This is a genomic window from Caenibius sp. WL (genome assembly GCF_019803445.1).
Taxonomy (GTDB): Bacteria; Pseudomonadota; Alphaproteobacteria; order Sphingomonadales; family Sphingomonadaceae; genus Caenibius.
Genome location: NZ_CP081844.1, coordinates 2371223 through 2392113, shown reverse-complemented (window position 1 = coordinate 2392113; position 20891 = coordinate 2371223). Strand labels below are relative to the sequence as shown.

The following is a 20891-nucleotide window of genomic DNA, read 5'->3' as shown; positions in this document are numbered from 1 at the left end:
ACAAAGGCGTATTTGCCGGGAACTCGTTGATAAATTCCTAACCATGGCAGGAAATCTGTTCATTACATTACAGCGTCGGCGGCCATTTTGACTTTCTCCCACAGCGCAAGAGCTTGTGTTGCGGTGAATTGGACGGAAGTCATGATGGCGAGAACGATCAGGGCCAGGATCAGGCCGTATTCAACGGCCGCAGCCCCCGCGCTATCGCGGAGCAGGCGTGTAAGCCCCTTGCACTGTTTCACGGCGAGCCCCCTCGGCCTGTGTCCCCGATGGCCTGTCGGCCAAATGCGCTTATGCAGGGAAATATCCTAACGAAGTGTTTCCGAAAGGAGAGAGAGTGGAAAGGAATGCGGCCATGTTGCTCGTCGTCGCGGCGATGATTCGGGATCGGGCGGGGCGCGTTCTCCTGCAACGGCGCCCGCCGGGCAAAGCGCATGCCGGCCTGTGGGAATTTCCCGGCGGCAAAGTGGAACCCGGCGAAAGCCCGCGCGAATCGCTGGTGCGCGAACTGGAGGAGGAACTGGGGCTGGTGCTGGAAGCGGAATCGCTGACGCCGGCCGGCTTTGCCGAAAGTGATGGGGCCGAAAGCGATGGAACGGGCGGCGGCGCAAACGGCGGCCGGGCAATCCTGATCCTGCTGTACGAGGCTGGGGCGTGGCACGGGGAACCCGAAGCGCGGGAAGGGGGCTCTTTCGCGTGGGTTGAACCGGCGGCATTCGGCGAATATCCGATGCCGCCGCTGGATATCGATCTGGTTTCTTGCCTCGCGGTGAAAAACTTCTCGTCTTAGGGATTGCCAAGCCCAAACTTGCCCCTTATGTGCCGCCTCACCAAGCGCGCCCGTAGCTCAGCTGGATAGAGCATCAGACTACGAATCTGAGGGTCGGACGTTCGAATCGTTCCGGGCGCGCCAAGGTTTTCAAGAGGTTAGGCGAGGCGGCTTCCGAATAGGGTGCCGCCTCTCGCCGTTTCAGGCACCGGATAAACGGCGCGTGGGGCAATGGCGCGCCCGATGCCCGAAACTTTGGCGATACCATCCCGCGACGCTGCCAGCGCGCCCCCGGATCAGCGCATCCTTGCGGATAAGCGGACATGCGGGGTTTCTCATCAGGCGCTTGATTGCTATATCGAACAGGTTGCCGAACGGGTCACGTGCAGCACCGATTGAAATCATCAGCATTCGGAGTTTCACTTGCCGCACCGCGAGACGATCAAGCTCGTACCCACCGAGTTACAGGTTTTTGCTCGCCGTCTGCGAGAGGCCAGGCGGGAAGCGAGCCTGACCCAGGCGCGGCTCGGCCAGCTGGCCGGGCTGGATCGCACTTATATCTCCCATCTGGAACGGGGGCTCGCCAATCCGAGCCTCGTCAAGATGTCCCAATTGGCCCGGATCGTCGGCAAGTCTGTTGCGGATCTTTTGCGCGGGTGATTTCCGGCTTTGGCCCGTCGCGGGCGAGCTGATCCCGGGCCCAGTGCTTAACATTTGTTATGAAGGTTGCCGTCGCCGGGGATTGGGAAATGGCGTAAGCTGGCCACATCGTCCGAAATCATCATGGCAAGCGGATGACTGAGAGACAGCATGCGATATGTGCTCCCGCTTGATTCGGAGCATTTATCATGTCCCGGTTCCAGATCGTCCCGTCAGATCACAGGATGCAGTCGCAAGCCGTGTCGGTTCGCTCGGCCGAATCGATCCTGTTTGTGATGGAGTCGCACGGCTTCGACAGCGTCGACGTGTTCCGCAACGCGGCTTACCATTTCTCCGTTTGTGCGGGCCCGCGCGGCATGTGGTATATCTTTCAACGAAATGGCCGGACTTAGCAGCGCCGCAGCGCCGCGCGCTCAGGTGATCTTGGCGACCAGCGTGTTGTACTTGAGCTGGCGCACGGCGACCGAGGTTTCCACATGATGCACGCCCGGCAGCACGAGAATGCGGTTGGACGCGAGATCGGCCAGTTCGTCCAGTTCCTCGAACAGGCACATCGCCAGAATGTTGAACGAGCCCATCGTCAGCAACACGGCGTTGACCGGCGACATCTGCCCGATGAGATTGGCCAGTTCGCGCTGGCGGACGGCTTCCGCCTGAACGCGAATCTTGCCCAGCCGCGATTTCGACGCGAGTTCGAGCCCGGTGATCGCGGTGAAGCTGATCAGCTTGTCCTGCTGCAACCGCTTGATCCGGCCACGCACGGTGCCTTCGGTGACTCCGAGTTCGGACGCGATGCGGCGGTTGGAAACGCGCGCATCGCCGGCGAGAATCGCGATAAGCTGGCGATCGAGATCGTCGATGAAGACTTCCGCCATCGCTTAGCCGTCAACTCTGCCGGGGGAAGGCTGTGTTACCTGTGCGGAGGCACTGAAACTGGTGAAAATCCGTGGCATACAATTTGCGTAATCAATTCCATCGCCAGCTACGCGAATGGGGAATTTGACCGGGCCATTTCAGCAAGGCAAGCAAAATCGCGCAATTTTTAATGATATGCCACTTGCCAAGCGGGGTCGTATCGCATGTTGTATGCCGCGATGCGGCACGAATCTGTCAGTACGGCCATGGTGGCTCTCCTTCGGCGGGAACTGCGTCAGGCGGGGTGGACGGCGCGGCGCCTGGGCGAAGCGCTGTCGATCAGCGAGGCGACGGCGAAGCGCTGGCTGGCGGGCAAGGGCCTCACGCTCGACAAGATCGAACGTCTGGCCGGGCTATGCGGCATGGGCATCGGCGATCTCGCGCGGGAGGCGGAGCAGGGGCAGCACGGCCTGGCGCGGGAACTGACGCTGGCGCAGGAACGCGAACTGGCCAGCGACGTGTTCCTCTCGTTCCTGTTCATGACGATTGTCGGCGGCACGCCCCCGGTGGAAATCGCGCGCGATCTCGGCGTTCCGGAGCAGGCGATGGAAATGGCGCTGGCGAAACTGGAACGGCTCGCCCTGATCGACCGTCTGCCGGGGGGCAGAGTGCGCTCGTTGGTCGACCGTTCGCTGATCTTCCGCAAATCGCCCATGCGTTCGCTGTTCGAGGCGCGGATGAAGCCGCAGTTTCTGGCCATCGATTTTGCCGCGGCGGACACGGTCTATGCTTCCGAAGTGATGAAGCTGTCGGACGCGGGCGCGGCGATGCTGGCCGAACTGATCGAGCAGCACCGGCGCGATGTGCAGGCCCTGGCCGAGCGGGACCGCGATACCGCGCTGTTGAACCGCACATGGTATGGCATGGTCTGCGCCATGCGTCCGCTCGATCTGGTCAAGCTGAACAAGGCGGTGACCGGGGCCGACGACTGGGAAAGCTGAATGACAGGCCGTGCGTGGGGGCTGCGCAAGGTCGACAAGCCTTGCCTGTTATGGCTAAGGGGCTCCACACGCGGCGGTTGCATGGCCGCAAGACGGATAATGATGGTCGAGAAGGGGAAAGCCGAATGAGCAGCCAGCCAGGTCCGGATGATGATGAGTTGCGGGGCAAGGCGCCTGTTCCCGATGAGGTGCAGGACGCCATCCGCACGCTGATCCGCTGGGCCGGGGACAATCCTGAACGCGAAGGTCTGCAGGATACCCCCAAGCGCGTTGCCCGCGCGTGGAAGGAATATTGCATCGGATACGATGAAGACCCGTCCATCCACCTTTCCCGCATTTTCGAGGAAGTGGGCGGCTATGACGAAGTCGTGCTGTTGAAGGATATTCCCTTCCAGTCGCATTGCGAACACCACATGGCGCCGATCATCGGCAAGGCGGCGATCGCCTATCTGCCCAAGGATCACGTGGTCGGCATTTCCAAGCTCGCCCGCGTGCTTCACGGCTATGCCCGGCGCCTGCAGATTCAGGAGCGGCTGACGGCCGAGGTCGCGCAGTGCATCTGGGACAATCTCAAGCCAAAGGGCGTTGCGGTGGTGATCGAGGCGAGCCATGCCTGCATGACCGCGCGCGGCGTGCGCACACCCGGCGTCAACATGGTGACCAGCCAGATGATGGGCGTTTTCCTGGAGGACGAGCGCAGCCGCAAGGAAGCGCTGAGCCTGATGGGCTACTGACGGTTTCGCCGGCCGGTATCGGATAGAAAAAGGGCGCCCAATGGGCGCCCTTTCCTTTTCGCGGTGCAAGTCAGCTTCAGAGCTGACCGAGCATGTGTTCGGCAGAGCTGACCTTGAATTCGCCCGGACCTTCCACGTTGAGTTGTTCGACAACGCCATCGTTGACGACCATCGACCAGCGCGAACCGCGCTGGCCCAGGCCGAAACCGCTGCCATCCATCGTCAGCCCGACCGCCTGGGCGAACTCGCCGTTGCCGTCGGCCAGCATGGTGACATCGGCCGAACCGTCGCGCTGGTTCCATGCGCCCATCACGAACGCATCGTTCACGGCGGTGCAGGCGATTTCATCGATGCCCTTGGCTTTCAGATCGGCGGCCTTTTCCACGAAACCGGGCAGATGCTTGGCCGAACAGGTCGGCGTGAAAGCGCCCGGCACCGAAAACAGCGCAACCTTCTTGCCTGCGAAATAATCGCTCGACTGGACTTTGTCCGGCCCTTCGGCAGTGGCTTTGACCAAAGTAACGTCGGGCAGCTTGTCACCCACGGAAATCGTCATCGGTTCATCCTTTCAATGGCTCCGTGCGCTGGCATAAGCGCGCTGCCATGGGGCCGCAACCGCTTTGCGCACGGTGGTGCCGGGTAAGCGTGCGAGGGTTTGCCTCATAGCGGCCGAGCGGCTAAAGGCGGCGCCTGACCTGTGCCGCCCGGTTTGCGCGGTGCGCTTGTTTTTGCACTTTTCCCGGGAGTTTCGAGAGTGGCCACTGCCTCCGCCCAGAATGCCGATGATTTCGTCATCAAGGATCTGTCGCTTGCCGAATTCGGGCGCGACGAGATCGCCATCGCCGAAACGGAAATGCCCGGCCTGATGGCGCTGCGTGCCGAATATGGCGCGGCGCAACCGCTCAAGGGCGCGCGGATCACCGGCTCGCTGCACATGACGATCCAGACCGCCGTGCTGATCGAAACGCTGGTGGCGCTGGGCGCGGAGGTGCGCTGGGCGACCTGCAACATCTTCTCCACCCAGGATCACGCCGCCGCCGCCATCGCCGCCCAGGGCATTCCGGTGTTCGCGATCAAGGGCGAAAGCCTGGCGGAATACTGGGACTATGTCGGGCGGATTTTCGACTGGGGCAGCGAAACCACCTGCAACATGATTCTCGACGATGGCGGGGATGCCACGATGTTCGCGCTGTGGGGTGCGCGGATCGAAGCGGGCGAGGACATGCCCGCGCCCGGCAATGCCGAGGAAATCGAATTCCAGCGTGCGCTGAAAGAGTTCATCGCGCGCAAGCCGGGCTATCTGACCGCCACGGTCAAGGCGATCCACGGCGTTTCGGAAGAAACCACCACGGGCGTGACGCGCCTGTATCAGCTCGCCAAGCAGGGCAAGCTGCCGTTCCCGGCAATCAACGTGAACGACAGCGTGACCAAGTCGAAATTCGACAACCTCTATGGTTGCAAGGAATCGCTGGTCGACGCCATCCGCCGGGCGACCGACGTGATGCTGGCAGGCAAAGTCGCCTGCGTGGCCGGGTTCGGCGATGTGGGCAAAGGCTCGGCCGCTTCGCTCCGCCAGGGCGGCGCGCGGGTGCTTGTCACCGAAATCGATCCGATCTGCGCGTTGCAGGCGGCGATGGAAGGCTATGAAGTCGTCACCATGGAAGAAGCGGTGCGGCGCGCCGACATTTTCGTGACGGCCACCGGCAACGAAGGCGTGATCACCGGCGATCACATGAAGGCGATGAAGAACATGGCCATCGTGTGCAACATCGGCCACTTCGACAGCGAAATCCAGATTTCCGCGCTCAGCAATTACGAGTGGAAGGAAGTCAAGCCGGGCACCGATCTGGTGACGTTCCCCGATGGCAAGCAGCTTCTCGTGCTGGCCAAGGGCCGGCTGGTCAATCTGGGCTGCGCCACCGGCCACCCCAGCTTCGTGATGAGTTCCAGCTTCACCAATCAGGTGCTGGCGCAGATCGAGCTTTTCACCAAGGGCGATTCTTACGAAAACAACGTCTTCGTTCTGCCCAAGCATCTCGATGAAAAGGTCGCGGCGCTGCATCTTGAAAAGCTGGGCGTGAAACTGTCCCGGTTGAGCCCCGAACAGGCGGCCTATATCGGCGTTTCGGTGGATGGGCCGTTCAAGCCCGATCACTATCGCTATTGAACTGCTGATAAGTGGCCCGGCATTCTGTCGGGCCACCGTGCGGCCCATTGTCAAATCGGTGGGCGCGGCATAGCGATGCCCGTATGACACTATCCGAAACTGCGTTGGTGTTGATCGGCCTTTTGCTTGCCGCCTGGACACTCGGCGCAGGCTGGCTGATCCTGTCTGCCCGGGCGGCATTGCGCAGGGCGGAAACCGGCCGCAAAGCGGCGCGGCGCCTGTCGCGCATGATCGAGGAATCGCCCGCCATCCCGATGCTGGTGCGCGCCGACGGGCGGATCGAAGCGCCGCAACGGCTCGCCGCCTGGCTGGGGCTCGATGCGATGCCGGGCTATCTTACCGAACTGGACGCGGGCGAACACGGAATCACGGCGGAAGAACTGGCCGCTTTGAGCGAAGCCGTGCGGGTGACTCAGAAAACCGCGGCGCCGTTCCGCATCGCCATCACGCCGCGCGGATCGCAGCGCAGCCTCGCCATGCGAGGGCATCTGGCGGATTCACAGATTTCCCCAGGCGGCGCGGCGCTCGTCTGGGTGTTCGATTTCAGCGAAAGCGAATCGGAACTGACCGAGTTGCGCACGCAGGCGGCGCGCGCGCGTGAGGATTTCACCGCGCTGGTCGGCCTGATCGAAGCCGCGCCCATGCCAATGTGGTTCCGTGGGCCCGATATGCGGTTGCGGCTCGTCAACTCGGCCTATGTCAAAGCGGTCGAAGCATCCGACGCCGCGAAAGTGATCGCCGACCAGATCGAACTGATCGAAACGGTCGACGGGATGACGGCGGCCGAAGTGGCGGAGCGCGCGCGGGGCCGCAATCAGCCGGTCGAACGCGATATCAGCGCCACGATCGGCAGCCAGCGCCGCACTTTGCGCGTCAGCGATCTGCCGCTGGGGGAGGAGGGGGTTGCCGGCTACGCCATCGATATCGAAGAACTGGAGGAGCAGGCGCGTGCGCTGCGGGCGTTCCGCGATGCGCAGCGGTCCATGCTCGACCTGTTGTCGGTCGGGGTCGCCCAGTTCGATGGCAAGAGGCGGCTGGCTTTCGCCAACGGCCCGTTCCAGCGGATTTTCGCGCTCAATCCCGCCGCTTTGGCGGAAGCGCCCGATTTCGAACAATGGCTGACCATGGCGCGCGAAAGCGGGCGTCTGCCGGAACTGCGCGATTTCCCCGAATGGCGGCGGGAACACGGACGGTGGTTCGCCACCGGGACGCCGCAGGAAGAAGCCTGGCCGCTGCGCGATGGCACGCATTTGCGCATCGTCGCCCAGCCGATGCCGGATGGCGGGCTGGTGCTGATTGCCGAAGATCGCACCGAACAGCTCGCGCTGTCGGCGACGCGCGACACGCTGCTGCGCACGCGCACGGCGACATTCGATTCGCTGTTCGAATCGCTCGCGGTGTTCGCGCCGGACGGGCGGATGCAAATCTGGAACCGCCGCTTCGCCGCAGACTGGAAACTGGACGAGAAATTTCTCGATCAGCACCCCCGGATCGAGGCGTTGCTGGAGAAGCTCGGCACGAAACTTCAGAAGCCCGCGCAGACGCAGGCCATCGGCGATGTGGTGCGCGCGGCGACGCTGGACCGCAAGCAGACCAGCGGACAGGTTACACTGGCCGATGGGCGCATTTTCGAATTTGCCGGGGTCCCTTTGCCCGATGGCAACGGCTTGCTGACCGCGCTCGACGTTACGGATTCGCGCAAGGCCGAGGATGCCCTGCGCGAACGCAACACCGCGCTGGAAGAAGCAGATGCGGTGAAGACCCGGTTCCTCGCCAATATGAGCTATGAATTCCGCACGCCGCTGACTTCGATCGGCGGCTTTGCCGAACTGTTGCAAAGCGGGATGGCGGGGGAACTGCAGCCGCAGGCCCAGGAATATGTCGAGGGTATTCTCGTGTCCGTCGAACGGCTGGGGGAACAGATCGAAAGCGTTCTCGACCTGACGCAGAGCGAGGCCGGCCTGCTGCCGCTCGCTCTCGAAGAGGTCGATGTGATGCCGTTCGTCACCAAGGTGGTGCGCGAACGGGAACAGCGCATCGTCGAGGCCGGTCTCAGCCTCAATCTGCGCGGCAATCAGGCGGCGGGCAAAGTGCAGGCGGACAGGCGCCGGCTGGCGCGGGCGTTCGGCCATATTCTCGACAACGCCATTGCTGCCACGCCCAAGGGGGGTGAAATCCTGGTCGAAGTGTCCCCGCGCAAGCGTGGCACCGCGATTGTCGTGTCCGACAGCGGCAAGGGAATGACCCCCGGCGAGATGGCCCACGCGCTCGACGGCTATCGTATCGCCGCCGATGGCAAGGGCGTGGAACGGCGGCAGGGGCTCGGCCTCCCGCTTGCCCGGCAATTGATCGAAGCGCACGGCGGCAGGCTCGATCTCGTTTCGGAAAAGGAGGTCGGCACCACGGCGACCATTTTTCTGCCGTGACCCGCGATCTGCCCGATCTGGCGGCGATGCAGCGCTTCGGCAAAGCGATTGCGGACCGCTTGCGCCCCGGCGATGTGGTGGCGTTATCGGGCGGTCTCGGCGCGGGCAAGACCACGCTCGCACGCGCGATTATCGCCGGATTGGGACACGAAGGCGAAGTGCCGTCGCCCAGCTTTGCCATCATAGAGACATACGAAAGCCCCACATTGCGCCTGCCGCTGGTGCATGCCGATTTCTACCGGCTCGATCATCCGGACGAAGCGGAGGAACTGGGATTGGACGATTATCGCGATGGCGCCGCGCTGCTGGCCGAATGGCCGGATCATGCGGGCGGCTTCGGCCATGAGCCGGGCTGTCTGTCGATCGCGCTCGAACATCGTGGAGAAGGGCGGATCGCCATTGTCGAACCGGGGCCCGATTGGCTAGATCGCTGCCCATGACGACGAACCTGCCGGAAGGCATCAATTCATTCCTGGCCGGGGCTGGGTGGGGCGGCAGCGTGATCGAACCGCTGCCCGGCGACGCTTCGTTCCGCCGCTATTTCCGCATTCGCGCCAGCGATGGTGGGCGCAGCGCCATGCTGATGGATGCACCGCCGCCGGAAGAAGATACCCGGCCTTTCCTTCATGTCGGCCAATGGCTTCTGGCCAACGGGCTGCGCGCGCCGGAAATCTATGCGGAGGATGGCGCGCGGGGCTTCGTGCTGATGGAAGATTTCGGCGATACCCGCATGCGCGATCATCTCGATATCGCGCCGCAGGATGAACTGGCGGCCTATCGCACCGCGATCGATGCGCTGGTGGTTTTGCACGGCCTGCCCGCAGGGCCTTTCGAACCATACGATATGGCCGTCTATCAGCGCGAGGTGAACCTGCTTCCCGAATGGTTCTGCCCCGCTGCCGGCATCACGGTGGATGCCGCCGGTTATACCGCCGCGTGGGACGAGGCACTGGCGCCGTTGCTGGCCCGGCAGCAGCCGGGGGTGACGGTGCTGCGCGATTATCATGCGGAAAACATCATGCTTCTGCCCGATGGGGAACAGGGGCTGATCGATTATCAGGATGCGCTGGTCGGCCATCCGGCTTACGATCTGGTGTCGTTGTTGCAGGATGCGCGCCGGGACGTTTCGCCGCAACTGGAACGCGCGATGCTCGATCATTACGCGGCCCGGATCGATGCCGGGCCCGATTTCGCGGCGGACTATGCCCGGCTCGGGGCGCAGCGGAACGCCAAGATCGTCGGCATTTTCGCGCGCTTGTGGAAACGTGACGGCAAGCCCCGCTACCTCGCCATGATCCCGCGCGTATGGGAAGCGATGGAACGCGATCTGGCGCACCCCGCGCTGGCGCCGGTCGCCGCATGGTTCGACGCGAACATTCCCGCCCCGATCCGCGAACGGCGCGGAGGCGGGCTGGGATGAAACCGTTGGTCAGCGATACCGCGATGGTCATGGCCGCGGGCCTCGGCAAGAGGATGCGGCCGCTGACCTCCACCCGGCCTAAGCCGATGGTGAAAGTGGCAGGGAAGCCGCTGATCGATCATGCGCTGGACAGCCTTGCCGCGGCGGGAATCGCCAAGGCGGTGATCAATGTCCATTATCTGCCCGATTCCCTGGAAGCCCATGTGCTGGCCCGGGCAGTGCCCAAATGCATTATTTCCGACGAGCGTGAGCAATTGCTCGAAACCGGCGGAGGCATGGTGAAAGCGCGGCATCTGCTGCCCGATCCGTTTTTCTGCCTGAACAGCGACAATCTCTGGCTCGAAGGGCCGGTGGACTGTTTTCGCCAGTTGTCGGACCTGTGGAACCCCGACGCGATGGACGCGCTGCTGCTGATGGTGCCGCATGCCGGGGCCCGCAATTATCGCGGCGATGGCGATTTCCATCTCGATCCGCTGGGGCGTGTCAGCCGCCGTCAGAGCCGCCGCGTGGCGCCTTTCATTTACACCGGGATCCAGATCGTATCGCACCGCCTGTTGCGCGATGCGCCCGAAGGGCCCTTTTCCACCAATCTGCTGTGGACCCGCGCGATCGAGGAAGGGCGGCTTTACGGCACGACTTTCACCGGCCTGTGGTATGAAGTGGGCGATCCGGGAGCGGTCGTCGCCACCGAAGCCGCATTGACGCGTGGCTGAGCGTTCCGGGCCCAGCGTCTATTCGATCGCTGCCCATCGCGGGTTCGCCGATGCCCTGGTGGCCGGGCTTCTGCCGCGCTACTGGGAGGATGACGTCGGCCTTGCCCGGCTGACGCTGCTGCTGCCGAGCCAGCGCGCCGCCCGCACGGTGAGCGAGGCTTTTATCCGCCTCGCCGGAGAAGTGGGGCAAGCTGGCCTGCTGATGCCGCGCATGGCGGTGGTGGGTGATCTCGATCTGGATGAAACGCTGGGGCCGCTGCTCGATCCGCTGGGCGCGGGCGAGGCGATCCCGCCAGCTGCCGATCCCACCGCCCGCTGGCTGCGGGTGGCGCAGTTGATTGTCGAAGATGCGGGGGATGCCGCGCCGCGCGGCGCCGCCTTGCTGCGGCAGGCGGAACAGGTGTGCCGCACGATGGACCGCCTGCTGGTGGAAGACGTCGGGCCCGAGCAACTGTTGCAGGAGCCGGTGATCGGTATTGTCGGCGATCTGGCGGCGCACTGGGCGGATTCGACCCGGCTGTTCCTCAAGGTCCAGCATCGCTGGCTGGCCGAACTGGAGGAGCGCGGCGAACTGGATGCCGCCGCGCGGCGCAATCGGCTGTTCGATTATGCGGCGGCCCGCTGGGCGGAAAAGCCACCGGGGACCCCGATCGTCGCCGCAGGCGTGACCAGCGCCGCGCCCGCGCTGGCGCGGTTGTTGCGGGTGGTGGCGCAGACACCGCGCGGGGCGGTGATTCTGCCGGACTTCGATCTTTCGCTGGATGAGGCGGTGTGGGAAGAACTGGGCTGCGCGGGGGCGCCGCAAGAGCCGGGCGGGCCGCCCTTCGGCGCGGCCGATGCCGCCACCCATCCGCAATATCATCTCAAGCTGCTGCTCAACCGCATGGGAATTGCGCGGAGCGAAGTGCGCCCCTGGCACCGCGCGGGCATGACAGCGGCCCCACCGGCGCGCAGCCACGCGCTTTCCAGCCTGTTCCTGCCGCCCAGGGCAAGCGCGGGGTGGGCGGCCTTACCCCCGGAGAGCCGCCAGCTTGCCGGTGTGCGGCTGATGGAAACCGCCAATCCCGAGGAAGAAGCGCAGGCCATCGCCCTGTTGATTCGCGAGGCGATCGAAACGCCCGAGCGGCGTGTCGCACTGGTAACGCCGGATCGCGGGCTTGCTGGGCGCGTCGCCGCGCATCTGCGCCGCTGGAATATCGAAGCGGATGACACGGCCGGGCGGGCTCTTTCGCAAACACCGGCAGGCCGCGTGATTCTGCTTCTGGCCGAAGTCATGGCCGAACGTGCGGCGCCCGTTCCGCTATGCGCTCTGCTGGGGCATCCACTGGTTGCCGCCGGGGAAGGGCGGGCGCAATGGCTGGACTATGCCCGCGCGCTGGAATTGCGCCTGCGTGGCCCGCGCCCCGCGCCCGGCCTCGCGCCGCTACAGCACCATATCGCGCATCTGGCGCGCCATGATGCAGCGATCACGCAATGGTGGGGCAAGGTTGAGGCCGCGCTGGCCCCGCTGATGATCGCGCAAGGCGCAGAGCCCGCACCGCTTGCCGAGCAGATCGATCTGCTCGCCGCTGCGGGCGAGGCGCTGTGCGGCATAGGATTGTGGAGCCGGGAGGACGGGCGTGCCCTTTCCGCGCTGATCGAGGATCTGCGTTCGCACGCTGCCCGGATCGGCACCGTGCTGGAGCCGCTGGCAGTCCCCGCCTTGTTGCGCGATATGATGGACAAGGTGGCCGTGCGGCCGCCCTATGGCGGGCATCCGCGCGTGGCGATCTACGGTTTGCTCGAATCGCGGATGAGCCGGGCCGATCTGGTGATCTGCGGCGGGCTGAACGAAGGCAGTTGGCCTCAGCCACCGGGCCCCGATCCTCTTCTGCCGCCCGCCATTCTGCGTGCTCTGGGCGTGCCGGGCGCGGATTTCCGTATCGGCCTGGCCGCGCACGATCTGGCGGGCGCGCTGGGCGCGCCCGAAGTGGTGCTGAGCCGGGCCCAGCGCGATGGGCAGGGGCCGGCGATCCCTTCGCGCTTCCTTCTGCGCGTGCGCGCCTTGCTGGGCGAAGACCTGTTGCACGCGCATCAGGAAACGCACGCAGTCGAACTGGCGAGAATGCTGGACGCTGCCGAGCCTGCACCCGCTTACCAACGGCCGGAGCCGTGCCCCAGCGCCGAGCAGCGCGATGTCCCCCTGGCGGTGACGGCGCTCGACCGTCTGCGGGGCGATCCCTACCAATTCTATGCCAGCGCGATCCTGCGGCTGCGTAGTCTCGATCCGCTGGACGCGGAGCCGTCTCCTGCATGGCAGGGCACGGTTGCCCACTGGATTTTGCAGATATGGCATCAGGAAGGCGGCGAACTGCGCCCGATCGCGGAGCGCGTGCTGGATGAGGAAAACGCGCATCCGCTGATGCGTGGGCTCTGGCGGCCCCGGCTGCTTGCCGCGCTGGACTGGATCGAAGCCGAAATCGCCCGCCTGCCCGATCGCACGATTGTCGCGGTCGAACAGGATGGCGAGATGATCGTCGACGGCGTGCGCATTCATGGCCGGGCGGACCGGATCGATCGCTTCGCCAATGGCGAACTGGCCATCGTCGATTACAAGACCGGCGGCCCGCCGTCTGCGGCTATGGTCGAGAAAGGCTTCGCTCTGCAACTCGGCCTGATCGGGTTGATGGCGCAGGCGGGCGGCATCGCGGGGGCTTCAGGAGAGCCGACCCATTTCGAATACTGGTCGTTCGGAAAGGACCGCAAGAGCGAAACCGGCTTTGGCTATCGCATTGAACGCGTGGCAGAAGGTAGGAAGAAGGGATTGAAAAGGGAGGAATATCTTGCGGAGAGCTCGCATTTCCTCCGCGAAGCCATCCAACGCTGGATCAAGGGCGGTGAACCGTTCACCGCCAGGCTCAATCCCGATTTTCCCGGTTATGCGGATTACGATCAGTTGATGCGTCTCGATGAATGGCAGGCGCGTGCCGATGAAACCGGGGATACGGTGGCATGAGCGGCAAGGTCTTTCCTCTGCACGGTAACCAGCGTCTTGCGGTCGATCCGGTGGAAAGCGTGTGGCTCTCCGCGTCCGCAGGCACGGGCAAGACCCAGGTGCTGTCCGCGCGGGTGCTGCGTCTCCTGTTGCAGCCCGGTGTCCAGCCGTCGCAGATACTCTGCCTGACTTTTACCAAGGCGGGCGCAGCGGAGATGGCGGTACGGGTCAACGAAGTGCTCGCCAACTGGGTGCGGATGAGCGAAACCGCGCTGGCCAGCGATCTCGTGGCCATCGGCGCTGACAACGGACCCCAGACCCGGGCCCGCGCGCGCACGCTGTTTGCAGCCGTGCTCGATTGTCCGGGCGGTGGGCTCAGGATCGATACCATTCATGCCTTCGCCCAGTGGTTGCTGGCCACGTTCCCCGCCGAAGCAGGGTTGGCCCCAGGCGCCCGGGCGATGGAAGACCGGGAGCGGGGAATGCTCGCCCGCGAGGTTCTCACCGGCATGTTGCTGGATGCGCAGCAGCGTGACGATCGGGAAATATTGTCAGCTATCGAAGATATGAGCCTCAAAAAAGGGGCGGATGCCGTACTCGAATGGTTGATGCAATGCGCTGCGGCCGGGGAGCTGTGGTTCGGCCCCGGCGCATGGCAGCCGCCGTTGCGGCCGCGCGTTTGCCAGCTTCTCGGTCTCGCCAGCGATTGCGGCAAAGACGATGTTGCCGTGCTCTGTACCGATGAACGCTTCGATGTGCGTTCGTTGCAGGCCTGCATGGCGATCAACAGCGGATGGAAAGCGAAGACGGGGCAGGACAATGCTGCTGCCATCGCGGGCTGGCTCGCTGCCGGCCCGCAGGAGCGGCTTGCCCGGATCGGCGATCTCCATGCCCTGTTCCATACGCAGAAAGGCACTTTGCGGGCCTTCGCTTCTCAGGAAAAGATCGATCCCGGATATGCAGGCTATGTAACCCGGGTGTCTGACAGCATCGCGCGGGTGCGCGAAATGCTGGCTTTGGTGGAACTGGCCGATTTCCTCGCGCCCGCGCTGACTGCGGGGCGCGCTTTCGCTCTGGCGTGGGATGAGGCCAAGGCACGGGAAGGGTTTGTCGATTTCGACGATCAGATTCGGCGCGCGGCGGCCTTGCTGCAGCGTAGCGATATGGCGGACTGGATCCGCTACAAGCTAGATCGCCGTTTCGATCATGTGCTGATCGACGAAGCGCAGGACACCAATGCCGAGCAATGGGCGATCATCCATGCCCTGATTGACGACTACTTTTCCGGTGCGGGCGCGCGTGATGGCATAATGCGCACGGTGTTTACCGTAGGTGACTATAAACAGGCGATTTTCCGGTTTCAGGGAACCAGCCCCGAGAACTTCGAGGCTGCGCGCCAGCGAGTCCGCCGCGAAATGGCGGCAGCGGCGGGAAACCTTCACGAGCACAAAGACGCTGAAGACCCGAAAACCCTGAAAGAATATGGTCTTGGTCAGTCATTCCGAACTTCTGTCGAGATTTTGCAATTCGTCGATGCGGCGATTGCGCGAATCGGGTGGGAACGGTTCGGCCTGAAAGACAAGGCGGAAGCCCACGTCGGGCAGGAACGGCCCGGCGTGGTCGCGCTCTGGCCCGCCATCGGTGCGGAAGAAGAAAGCGACGAAACGGAAGAAGAGGATGAAGGCGAGGAAAGCTGGCTTTCCCGCCCCGACCGGCAACTCGCGGATCGTATCGCGCGGCAGGTCCGGCACTGGATGGACCATGGCTACCCGCTGGTGAAAGGGGCCCAGCCGCGCAATGCGGGACCGGGCGACGTCATGGTGCTGGTGCGCAAGCGCAAGGAGCTGGCCGGGCTGATCGTGGCGCGCTTGCATGCGGCGGGCGTTCCGGTTGCAGGGGTCGACCGGTTGCGATTGGGCGCTCCCCTGGCAGTCAAGGACTTGATGGCGGCCTTGCGGTTTGCTGCACAACCCTTTGATGATCTTAATCTTGCCAATCTGTTGGTGTCGCCGTTGATTGGATGGAACCAGCAACAGTTGCTGGATCACGCATGGCGCCCGAAAGGGGTGAAGCTGTGGGATCATCTGCGGGCGTCGGCGGATGCGGAAGTGGCCGCCGCGCGGGCGGATTTGCTGGCTTTGCTGGCAAGGGCGGATTTCGAACCGCCGCAGGCGCTATTGCACTGGATGTTGCTCGGCCCATGGCAGGGGCGGCGCAAATTGGTGGCGCGGCTTGGCGGTGAAGCCAACGATCCGATCGACGAATTGCTCAATGCGGCCCACGCCTATGCCGCTGCCCATACGCCAAGCCTGCAAGGTTTCATCCGCTGGTTCGATGCGGGCGATGGTGAACTGAAGCGTGAGGCGGATTCTGCCCATGGCATGGTTCGTGTCATGACTATCCATGGTTCCAAGGGGTTACAGGCGCCAATTGTGATATTGGCTGATGCAGCCGGGAATCCTGATGCCAGCCCCGCGCGTGGGCTGAGCTTGCAGGACGAGCCGATTGGCGGCGGCGGGGGGCGGGCGGTCCCCTTGCCCGGTCTGGTGAAAGAACAGAAGGTCGGCCCGGTGGCTGCGGCCGAAGCGCGGATTGCCCGGGAGGAACGTGAAGAACATTGGCGCTTGCTCTATGTCGCGATGACCCGGGCGGAAGAGGGACTGTATATCGCCGGATCGCTGGGGCCGCGCGACAGGGGCGCAGCAGCGGACGATAGCTGGTATGCCCAGCTCGCTCCGTTGTTCGAAGCTGAGCCGCTGCCCGATCCCATCTGGGGTTTGCGCCGGCAATGGGGCCAATTGCCCCCGCCCGTGGCAGCGGCGGTTGCCCTGTCGCGGCCCGAACGCCCGGCTTTGCCTGTTTGGGCCGTGCAAACCATCGGTCCGGAGCCGCGTCCGCCACGCCCCTTGGCGCCGTCCGCCGCAGGGGATGATGATACCGCCGATCCGCCTTTTCCACCGGGTACGCGCGCTGATGCCGCACGGCGCGGGGTTCTGCTCCATTGCCTGCTCGAACGGTTGCCGGAACTGCCGCTCACCGAGCGCGAGGCCGCCGGGCAGCGGTGGCTGGCGAGGAACGCCGGCGATTTTGCGGCGAACGAACGCGAAGCCATGCTGGCTTCGGTCCTCGCCGTCCTGGCAATGCCCGAATGGGGCAGGGTATTGGGAGGCGATGCACTGGCCGAAGTGCCGATTGCGGCGACAGTAGGCGGGCAGGTGATCGCGGGCACGATCGACCGTTTGCTGGTGACGCCGGAGGCACTCACGCTAATCGATTTCAAGACCACCCGGCGCCCGCCGGAAACCGTTGCGGGCATGCCCGTGGGCACGATCCGCCAATTGGCCGCCTATGCCGCCGCGCTCGAAGTGATCTACCCCGACCGCGCGGTGCATGCAGGCGTGCTTTACACGCATGCCCCACAGCTTATGCCCATTCCGGCGGATTTGCTGGAGGCGCACAAGCGGGAATTGCAGGGGGCGCAGTAATCCTATCGCGTCCGGCTTATTGGCATCTTCAGGGTGTCTGCCTAGATTGCGGATAACAGTAAGGAGTCACACATGCCCACCAAAGCCGTCACCGATGCGAGTTTTTCCGAGGACGTCCTCAATTCCGACAAGCCCGTTCTCGTCGATTTCTGGGCTGACTGGTGTGGTCCGTGTAAGATGATCGCTCCGGCGTTGGAGGAGATTTCCGAGGAGTTGGCCGACAAGGTGACCATCGCCAAGGTCGACATCATGGAAAACACCGACACGGCCAGCCAGTTCGGTGTCCAGTCGATTCCGCTGATGGTGTTGTTCAAGGATGGCAAGCCGGTTGCCCAGAAGTTGGGCGCCGCTCCGAAAAGCCAGCTCAAGGGCTGGATTGAAAGCGTCCTCTAAGATTTTGTAATTTCACTATTTGGGCGATCCGGGCGAGCTGAGCTTGTCCGGATCGGGAATACAGGATTCAGGCTTCGAGCGCAGCCAGTTGCGCAGCCAGACTTTCCCATAGCGCAGGGCTTGCCGCACCGATCAGGCCCGGCCTTGCATAGTCATCCACGCGATAGGGTGAGCCGTCGTTACGGGCGGCCTTGCCGCCGGCTTCGTTGAGGAACAGGACCCCGGCGGCGTGATCCCATGGCAGAGTCCGTTCGAAGATCGAAAGGTCATTCTCCCTCAACACCAGCCGGGGATACTGTTCGGCGGCGCAGCGGGGGATATCGACCATGCGATAATGGGGCGCGATATGGGCCTTGACCTTTTCACGCTGCGCCGGGTCCATATACAGGAGGGAGATCGCCGCCACGGGCGGTTCCTGGCCGCTGGCGCGCGCGGAAACGCGTTCATCGCCGATATAGGCCCCTTGTTCCCGATGCGCATGGCAGAAGCGGCCCGAAAGCGGATCGTAAATCCACCCGGCAATCGTATCGCCTTCCTGCGCCAGTGCGATGAGCATGCCGAACGGCGGATTCCCGGCCGCAAAGTTGTTTGTCCCGTCCAGCGGATCGATAATCCAGCAAAGCGAATCCGACAACCGGTCCAGCACCGCCGGGTTTTCGTGAGCGGCTTCTTCCCCCACAATCGCCGCATCGGGTAGAAGCCGGGCCAGGCCTTCGCCCAGCATTGCCTCGCTTTCACGGTCGGCAATGGTCACTACGTCGTCCACCGCCTTGGCGATCACCTCATCGCTGGCGAGTGTGCGATAATGCGGCAGGATGGCCCGCTCCGCCACCTCGCGCATCAGCGTGCGAACTGCAGGGGTAAGAGCGAGCGTATCGACAGCCGCGCAAGTCATTGTGCCGGACACCTGAGCCGCCCCTGGGCAGCCCATTCAGAGGCGGATCGCCAGATACGCGGCACGCGTCAGCTCCGGTAATCGGCGTTGATCGCGATGTAGCCGTGCGTCAGATCGCAGGTCCACACGGTCGCCGTTCCAGGGCCCATGCCAAGGTCGACTTCGATGCTGATATCCTGCCCTTTGAGATGCTCGGCCACGGGCGCTTCGTCATAATCGGCAAGTGGCAAGCCTTCACGCGCGGCCCAGATGCCGCCGAAGCCGATCGACAGCCGATCACGGTCGGCAGGTTCGCCCGCTTTGCCGACAGCCATCACCACGCGGCCCCAGTTGGCGTCTTCCCCGGCGATTGCGGTCTTGACCAGCGGCGAATTGGCGATGGCCAGCCCGACCTTGCGCGCGCTTTCGTCCGATACGGCGCCGGTAACGGACACGGCGATGAACTTCTGTGCCCCTTCGCCATCGCGCACGACGAGGTGGGCGAGCTGGCGGCAGACATCGGCCAGCGCGGCGGCGAACGCATCGGCGCCGTCATCGTCGAATCCGGTGAGCGGGGCATTGCCGGCTTTGCCGGTGGCGAACGCGAGCACGGTATCGCTGGTGGAGGTGTCGCTATCCACGGTGATGCAGTTGAAGCTCCTGTCGCTTGCCCGGGACAGGCACTCTTGCAGGAAAGCCGGGCTCACGGCGGCATCGGTGAAGATATAGCCCAGCATGGTGGCCATATCGGGCGCGATCATGCCGCTGCCCTTGATGATGGCGGCGAGAGTGACCGTCTTCCCGCCGACAACGGCCTGCGCCGTCGCCCCCTTTGCGAATGTGTCGGTGGTGCCGATAGTGTCGGCGGCATCTTCCCAAGTGCAGGGCGCGGCGTTCAGGGCGGCTTCGACGCCCGCTTTCGCCTTGTCCTTCGGCAGCGGGACGCCAATCACGCCGGTGGAGGAAACGAAGACCTGTTCCTGAGGGCAATCGAGATGGGCGGAGACCTGCGCCATGATCTGTTCCACCGCTTCACGCCCGCGGTAGCCGGTGAAGGCGTTGGAATTCCCCGCATTGACAATCAGTGCGCGGGCAAGACCCTGACTGATATTGTCGCGCCCCAGTTCGACCTCGCTCGAACAGCACACGTTGCGGGTAAACACCCCGGCAACCGCCGTACCTTCGGTCAGTTCGACATATGTCAGGTCGCAGCGCCCCCAATCCTTGTAACCGGCGCGGGCGATATGCGGCGTGGCGCCTGCAATGGCAGGCATTTCGGGGAAGGGGCGGGCGAGGGGGGAAGTCGCGATATCCATGGCGCGGTTCTCTACTGGCGCGGTGCCTCTGCGTAAACGCGGTTTCGCGCTGGACGGATGAATCGCCGCTGATTATCCGTGGCGGCTATGGGGATCAGAACAGTACTAATCGTTATCGCGGCCACGACGTCATGCGTGGGGGTGGTGCACGCGGAGAAGATCGCCCCGCCGCCTGTATCATTGCGTGTGGCGCGTCCCGTGGCCTCACCGGCGACATGGGTCACATCCCAAGACTATCCTGTGAGCGCGATGCACAACGGTGAGAGCGGGACCGCCGTGTTCTTGCTGGATGTCGATGCGAATGGCTTGGTTAGCAATTGCAGGATTACCCGTTCGAGTGGCTCCGCCACGCTGGATGTGGCGACATGCGATGTCGTGAGCCGGCGCGCCCGGTTTCATCCGGTGCGCAACAGTCGGGGCAAAGCCGTCCCCGGCACTTACACCAATGCGATGCGCTGGCAGATACCTCAGAGCAATCCTGCACCTGTGGACGGGTACGCCACTGGAACCCGTAATAGAAACGATCGGTACTGTCCGCGATTGACGGGTGACTGCTTTTGATTCGGCATATCTGAAGAGTGGAAAGGCGATGCTGCCGCAGCCTTTTCGTGACACGCGGAGCGGACATTCTGCGCGAGATGGGTAAATTTCCAGCCCTATCGCGATGACCATGGCGCACAGGTCAGCAAACGCGTGACAATTACCCAAATCGTGAAGACCGAACCGCTGAAGGACTGAAAATGCGCCTTTCGCGCTGGACCTTTGCGATTGCGATGCCTATCTCGGCGGCACCATGTTGCGCCAACTGCTGACTTTCTTTGCACTCATCACGGGCCTTGCCGCGACTGCGGTGCCCGCGCAGGCGCGCATGATCGGCGTTGAAACCCGGGTGGAAGCGACGTTCGAAATCGTCGTTACCGCGGACCGGCGCCAGCAGCAGGCGGCCATGGCCCCCTTGCCGCCGGTGGTGCAGGCAGTGGTGGCGCGCGGCCTCGCGCCCGTGAGCGCAGCACCTGCATGGCGCGGTGTTTATGTTGGGATCGATCGCGCCCGCGAATAGCGCTTGGTTGCATTCAGCCCACGGTTTTTGCCCGCTCCTGTGTC

21 protein-coding genes and 1 tRNA gene are annotated in these 20891 nt (G+C 63.9%); 16 read left to right on the top strand and 6 right to left on the bottom strand.

Features of this window, described 5'->3' with window-relative positions; all coding sequences use genetic code 11:
- Window positions 1-62: 62 nt before the first annotated feature.
- Complete coding sequence (locus K5X80_RS11395; RefSeq protein ID WP_261390509.1) at window positions 63-242, bottom strand: Flp family type IVb pilin; 180 nt, start codon at window positions 240-242, stop codon at window positions 63-65.
- 95 nt (window positions 243-337) lie between these two features.
- Here K5X80_RS11395 and K5X80_RS11390 point away from each other — a divergent pair, with 95 nt between their 5' ends.
- Together K5X80_RS11390 and K5X80_RS11385 are read left to right on the top strand one after the other, a co-directional pair.
- Window positions 338-790, top strand: a complete 453-nt coding sequence (locus K5X80_RS11390; protein WP_283249165.1) for an NUDIX domain-containing protein — start codon at window positions 338-340, stop codon at window positions 788-790.
- A 46-nt stretch (window positions 791-836) separates the two neighbouring features.
- Window positions 837-913, top strand: a tRNA-Arg gene (locus tag K5X80_RS11385).
- A gap of 57 nt (window positions 914-970) precedes the next feature.
- On the opposite strand, the gene K5X80_RS11380 is transcribed toward K5X80_RS11385, so the two are convergent.
- On the bottom strand, window positions 971-1180 hold the full coding sequence (locus K5X80_RS11380) for a hypothetical protein (protein ID WP_222557852.1): 210 nt from the start codon (window positions 1178-1180) through the stop codon (window positions 971-973).
- A gap of 12 nt (window positions 1181-1192) precedes the next feature.
- On the opposite strand from K5X80_RS11380, the gene K5X80_RS11375 reads away from it, so the two are divergent.
- Entirely contained in the window at window positions 1193-1429 is a 237-nt protein-coding gene (locus tag K5X80_RS11375) for a helix-turn-helix transcriptional regulator (protein ID WP_222557851.1), read from the top strand.
- A 188-nt stretch (window positions 1430-1617) separates the two neighbouring features.
- The gene (locus K5X80_RS11370) at window positions 1618-1821 is read left to right on the top strand and encodes a hypothetical protein (protein WP_222557850.1); all 204 of its coding nucleotides are present in this window, start codon (window positions 1618-1620) and stop codon (window positions 1819-1821) included.
- 21 nt (window positions 1822-1842) lie between these two features.
- On the opposite strand, the gene K5X80_RS11365 is transcribed toward K5X80_RS11370, so the two are convergent.
- Window positions 1843-2304: an Lrp/AsnC family transcriptional regulator gene (locus K5X80_RS11365; RefSeq protein WP_222557849.1), complete on the bottom strand. Its 462-nt coding sequence runs from the start codon at window positions 2302-2304 to the stop codon at window positions 1843-1845.
- A gap of 219 nt (window positions 2305-2523) precedes the next feature.
- Between K5X80_RS11365 and K5X80_RS11360 the strand changes: the two genes are divergently transcribed.
- Window positions 2524-3285, top strand: coding sequence for a helix-turn-helix domain-containing protein (locus K5X80_RS11360; protein WP_222557848.1), 762 nt, complete (start codon window positions 2524-2526; stop codon window positions 3283-3285).
- Between the two features lie 125 nt (window positions 3286-3410).
- On the top strand, window positions 3411-4019 hold the full coding sequence (folE, locus tag K5X80_RS11355; RefSeq protein WP_222557847.1) for a GTP cyclohydrolase I FolE: 609 nt from the start codon (window positions 3411-3413) through the stop codon (window positions 4017-4019).
- Between the two features lie 76 nt (window positions 4020-4095).
- On the opposite strand, the gene K5X80_RS11350 is transcribed toward folE, so the two are convergent.
- On the bottom strand, window positions 4096-4575 hold the full coding sequence (locus K5X80_RS11350; protein WP_222557846.1) for a peroxiredoxin: 480 nt from the start codon (window positions 4573-4575) through the stop codon (window positions 4096-4098).
- A gap of 198 nt (window positions 4576-4773) precedes the next feature.
- On the opposite strand from K5X80_RS11350, the gene ahcY reads away from it, so the two are divergent.
- The 8 genes from ahcY (at window position 4774) to trxA (ending at window position 17597) form a co-directional block, all read left to right on the top strand.
- A complete protein-coding gene (gene ahcY, locus K5X80_RS11345; protein WP_222557845.1) occupies window positions 4774-6186 on the top strand; it encodes an adenosylhomocysteinase in 1413 nt (470 codons plus the stop codon).
- An 83-nt stretch (window positions 6187-6269) separates the two neighbouring features.
- A complete protein-coding gene (locus tag K5X80_RS11340; protein WP_222557844.1) occupies window positions 6270-8612 on the top strand; it encodes a sensor histidine kinase in 2343 nt (780 codons plus the stop codon).
- The gene (gene tsaE / locus K5X80_RS11335) at window positions 8609-9052 is read left to right on the top strand and encodes a tRNA (adenosine(37)-N6)-threonylcarbamoyltransferase complex ATPase subunit type 1 TsaE (protein WP_222557843.1); all 444 of its coding nucleotides are present in this window, start codon (window positions 8609-8611) and stop codon (window positions 9050-9052) included. The genes K5X80_RS11340 and tsaE overlap by 4 nt, the downstream gene beginning before the upstream one ends.
- Entirely contained in the window at window positions 9049-10032 is a 984-nt protein-coding gene (locus tag K5X80_RS11330; RefSeq protein WP_222557842.1) for an aminoglycoside phosphotransferase family protein, read from the top strand. The genes tsaE and K5X80_RS11330 overlap by 4 nt, the downstream gene beginning before the upstream one ends.
- Window positions 10029-10745: a nucleotidyltransferase family protein gene (locus K5X80_RS11325; protein WP_222557841.1), complete on the top strand. Its 717-nt coding sequence runs from the start codon at window positions 10029-10031 to the stop codon at window positions 10743-10745. The genes K5X80_RS11330 and K5X80_RS11325 overlap by 4 nt, the downstream gene beginning before the upstream one ends.
- Entirely contained in the window at window positions 10738-13740 is a 3003-nt protein-coding gene (gene addB, locus K5X80_RS11320) for a double-strand break repair protein AddB (protein ID WP_222557840.1), read from the top strand. Before K5X80_RS11325 ends, addB begins: the two co-directional genes overlap by 8 nt.
- Window positions 13737-17204: a double-strand break repair helicase AddA gene (gene addA, locus K5X80_RS11315; protein WP_222557839.1), complete on the top strand. Its 3468-nt coding sequence runs from the start codon at window positions 13737-13739 to the stop codon at window positions 17202-17204. The genes addB and addA overlap by 4 nt, the downstream gene beginning before the upstream one ends.
- Window positions 17205-17276: 72 nt before the next feature.
- Window positions 17277-17597 (top strand): thioredoxin, encoded by a 321-nt coding sequence (trxA, locus tag K5X80_RS11310; RefSeq protein ID WP_222557838.1) that lies wholly within the window; start codon window positions 17277-17279, stop codon window positions 17595-17597.
- A 67-nt stretch (window positions 17598-17664) separates the two neighbouring features.
- On the opposite strand, the gene K5X80_RS11305 is transcribed toward trxA, so the two are convergent.
- Both K5X80_RS11305 and argJ read right to left on the bottom strand, forming a co-directional pair.
- Window positions 17665-18492: an inositol monophosphatase family protein gene (locus K5X80_RS11305; protein ID WP_222557837.1), complete on the bottom strand. Its 828-nt coding sequence runs from the start codon at window positions 18490-18492 to the stop codon at window positions 17665-17667.
- 68 nt (window positions 18493-18560) lie between these two features.
- Window positions 18561-19787, bottom strand: a complete 1227-nt coding sequence (gene argJ, locus K5X80_RS11300) for a bifunctional glutamate N-acetyltransferase/amino-acid acetyltransferase ArgJ (RefSeq protein ID WP_222557836.1) — start codon at window positions 19785-19787, stop codon at window positions 18561-18563.
- Window positions 19788-19874: 87 nt separating this feature from the next.
- On the opposite strand from argJ, the gene K5X80_RS17300 reads away from it, so the two are divergent.
- The gene (locus K5X80_RS17300) at window positions 19875-20348 is read left to right on the top strand and encodes an energy transducer TonB (RefSeq protein WP_502778301.1); all 474 of its coding nucleotides are present in this window, start codon (window positions 19875-19877) and stop codon (window positions 20346-20348) included.
- Between the two features lie 232 nt (window positions 20349-20580).
- Entirely contained in the window at window positions 20581-20847 is a 267-nt protein-coding gene (locus K5X80_RS11290; RefSeq protein WP_222557834.1) for a hypothetical protein, read from the top strand.
- The last annotated feature ends 44 nt before the right edge of the window (window positions 20848-20891 follow it).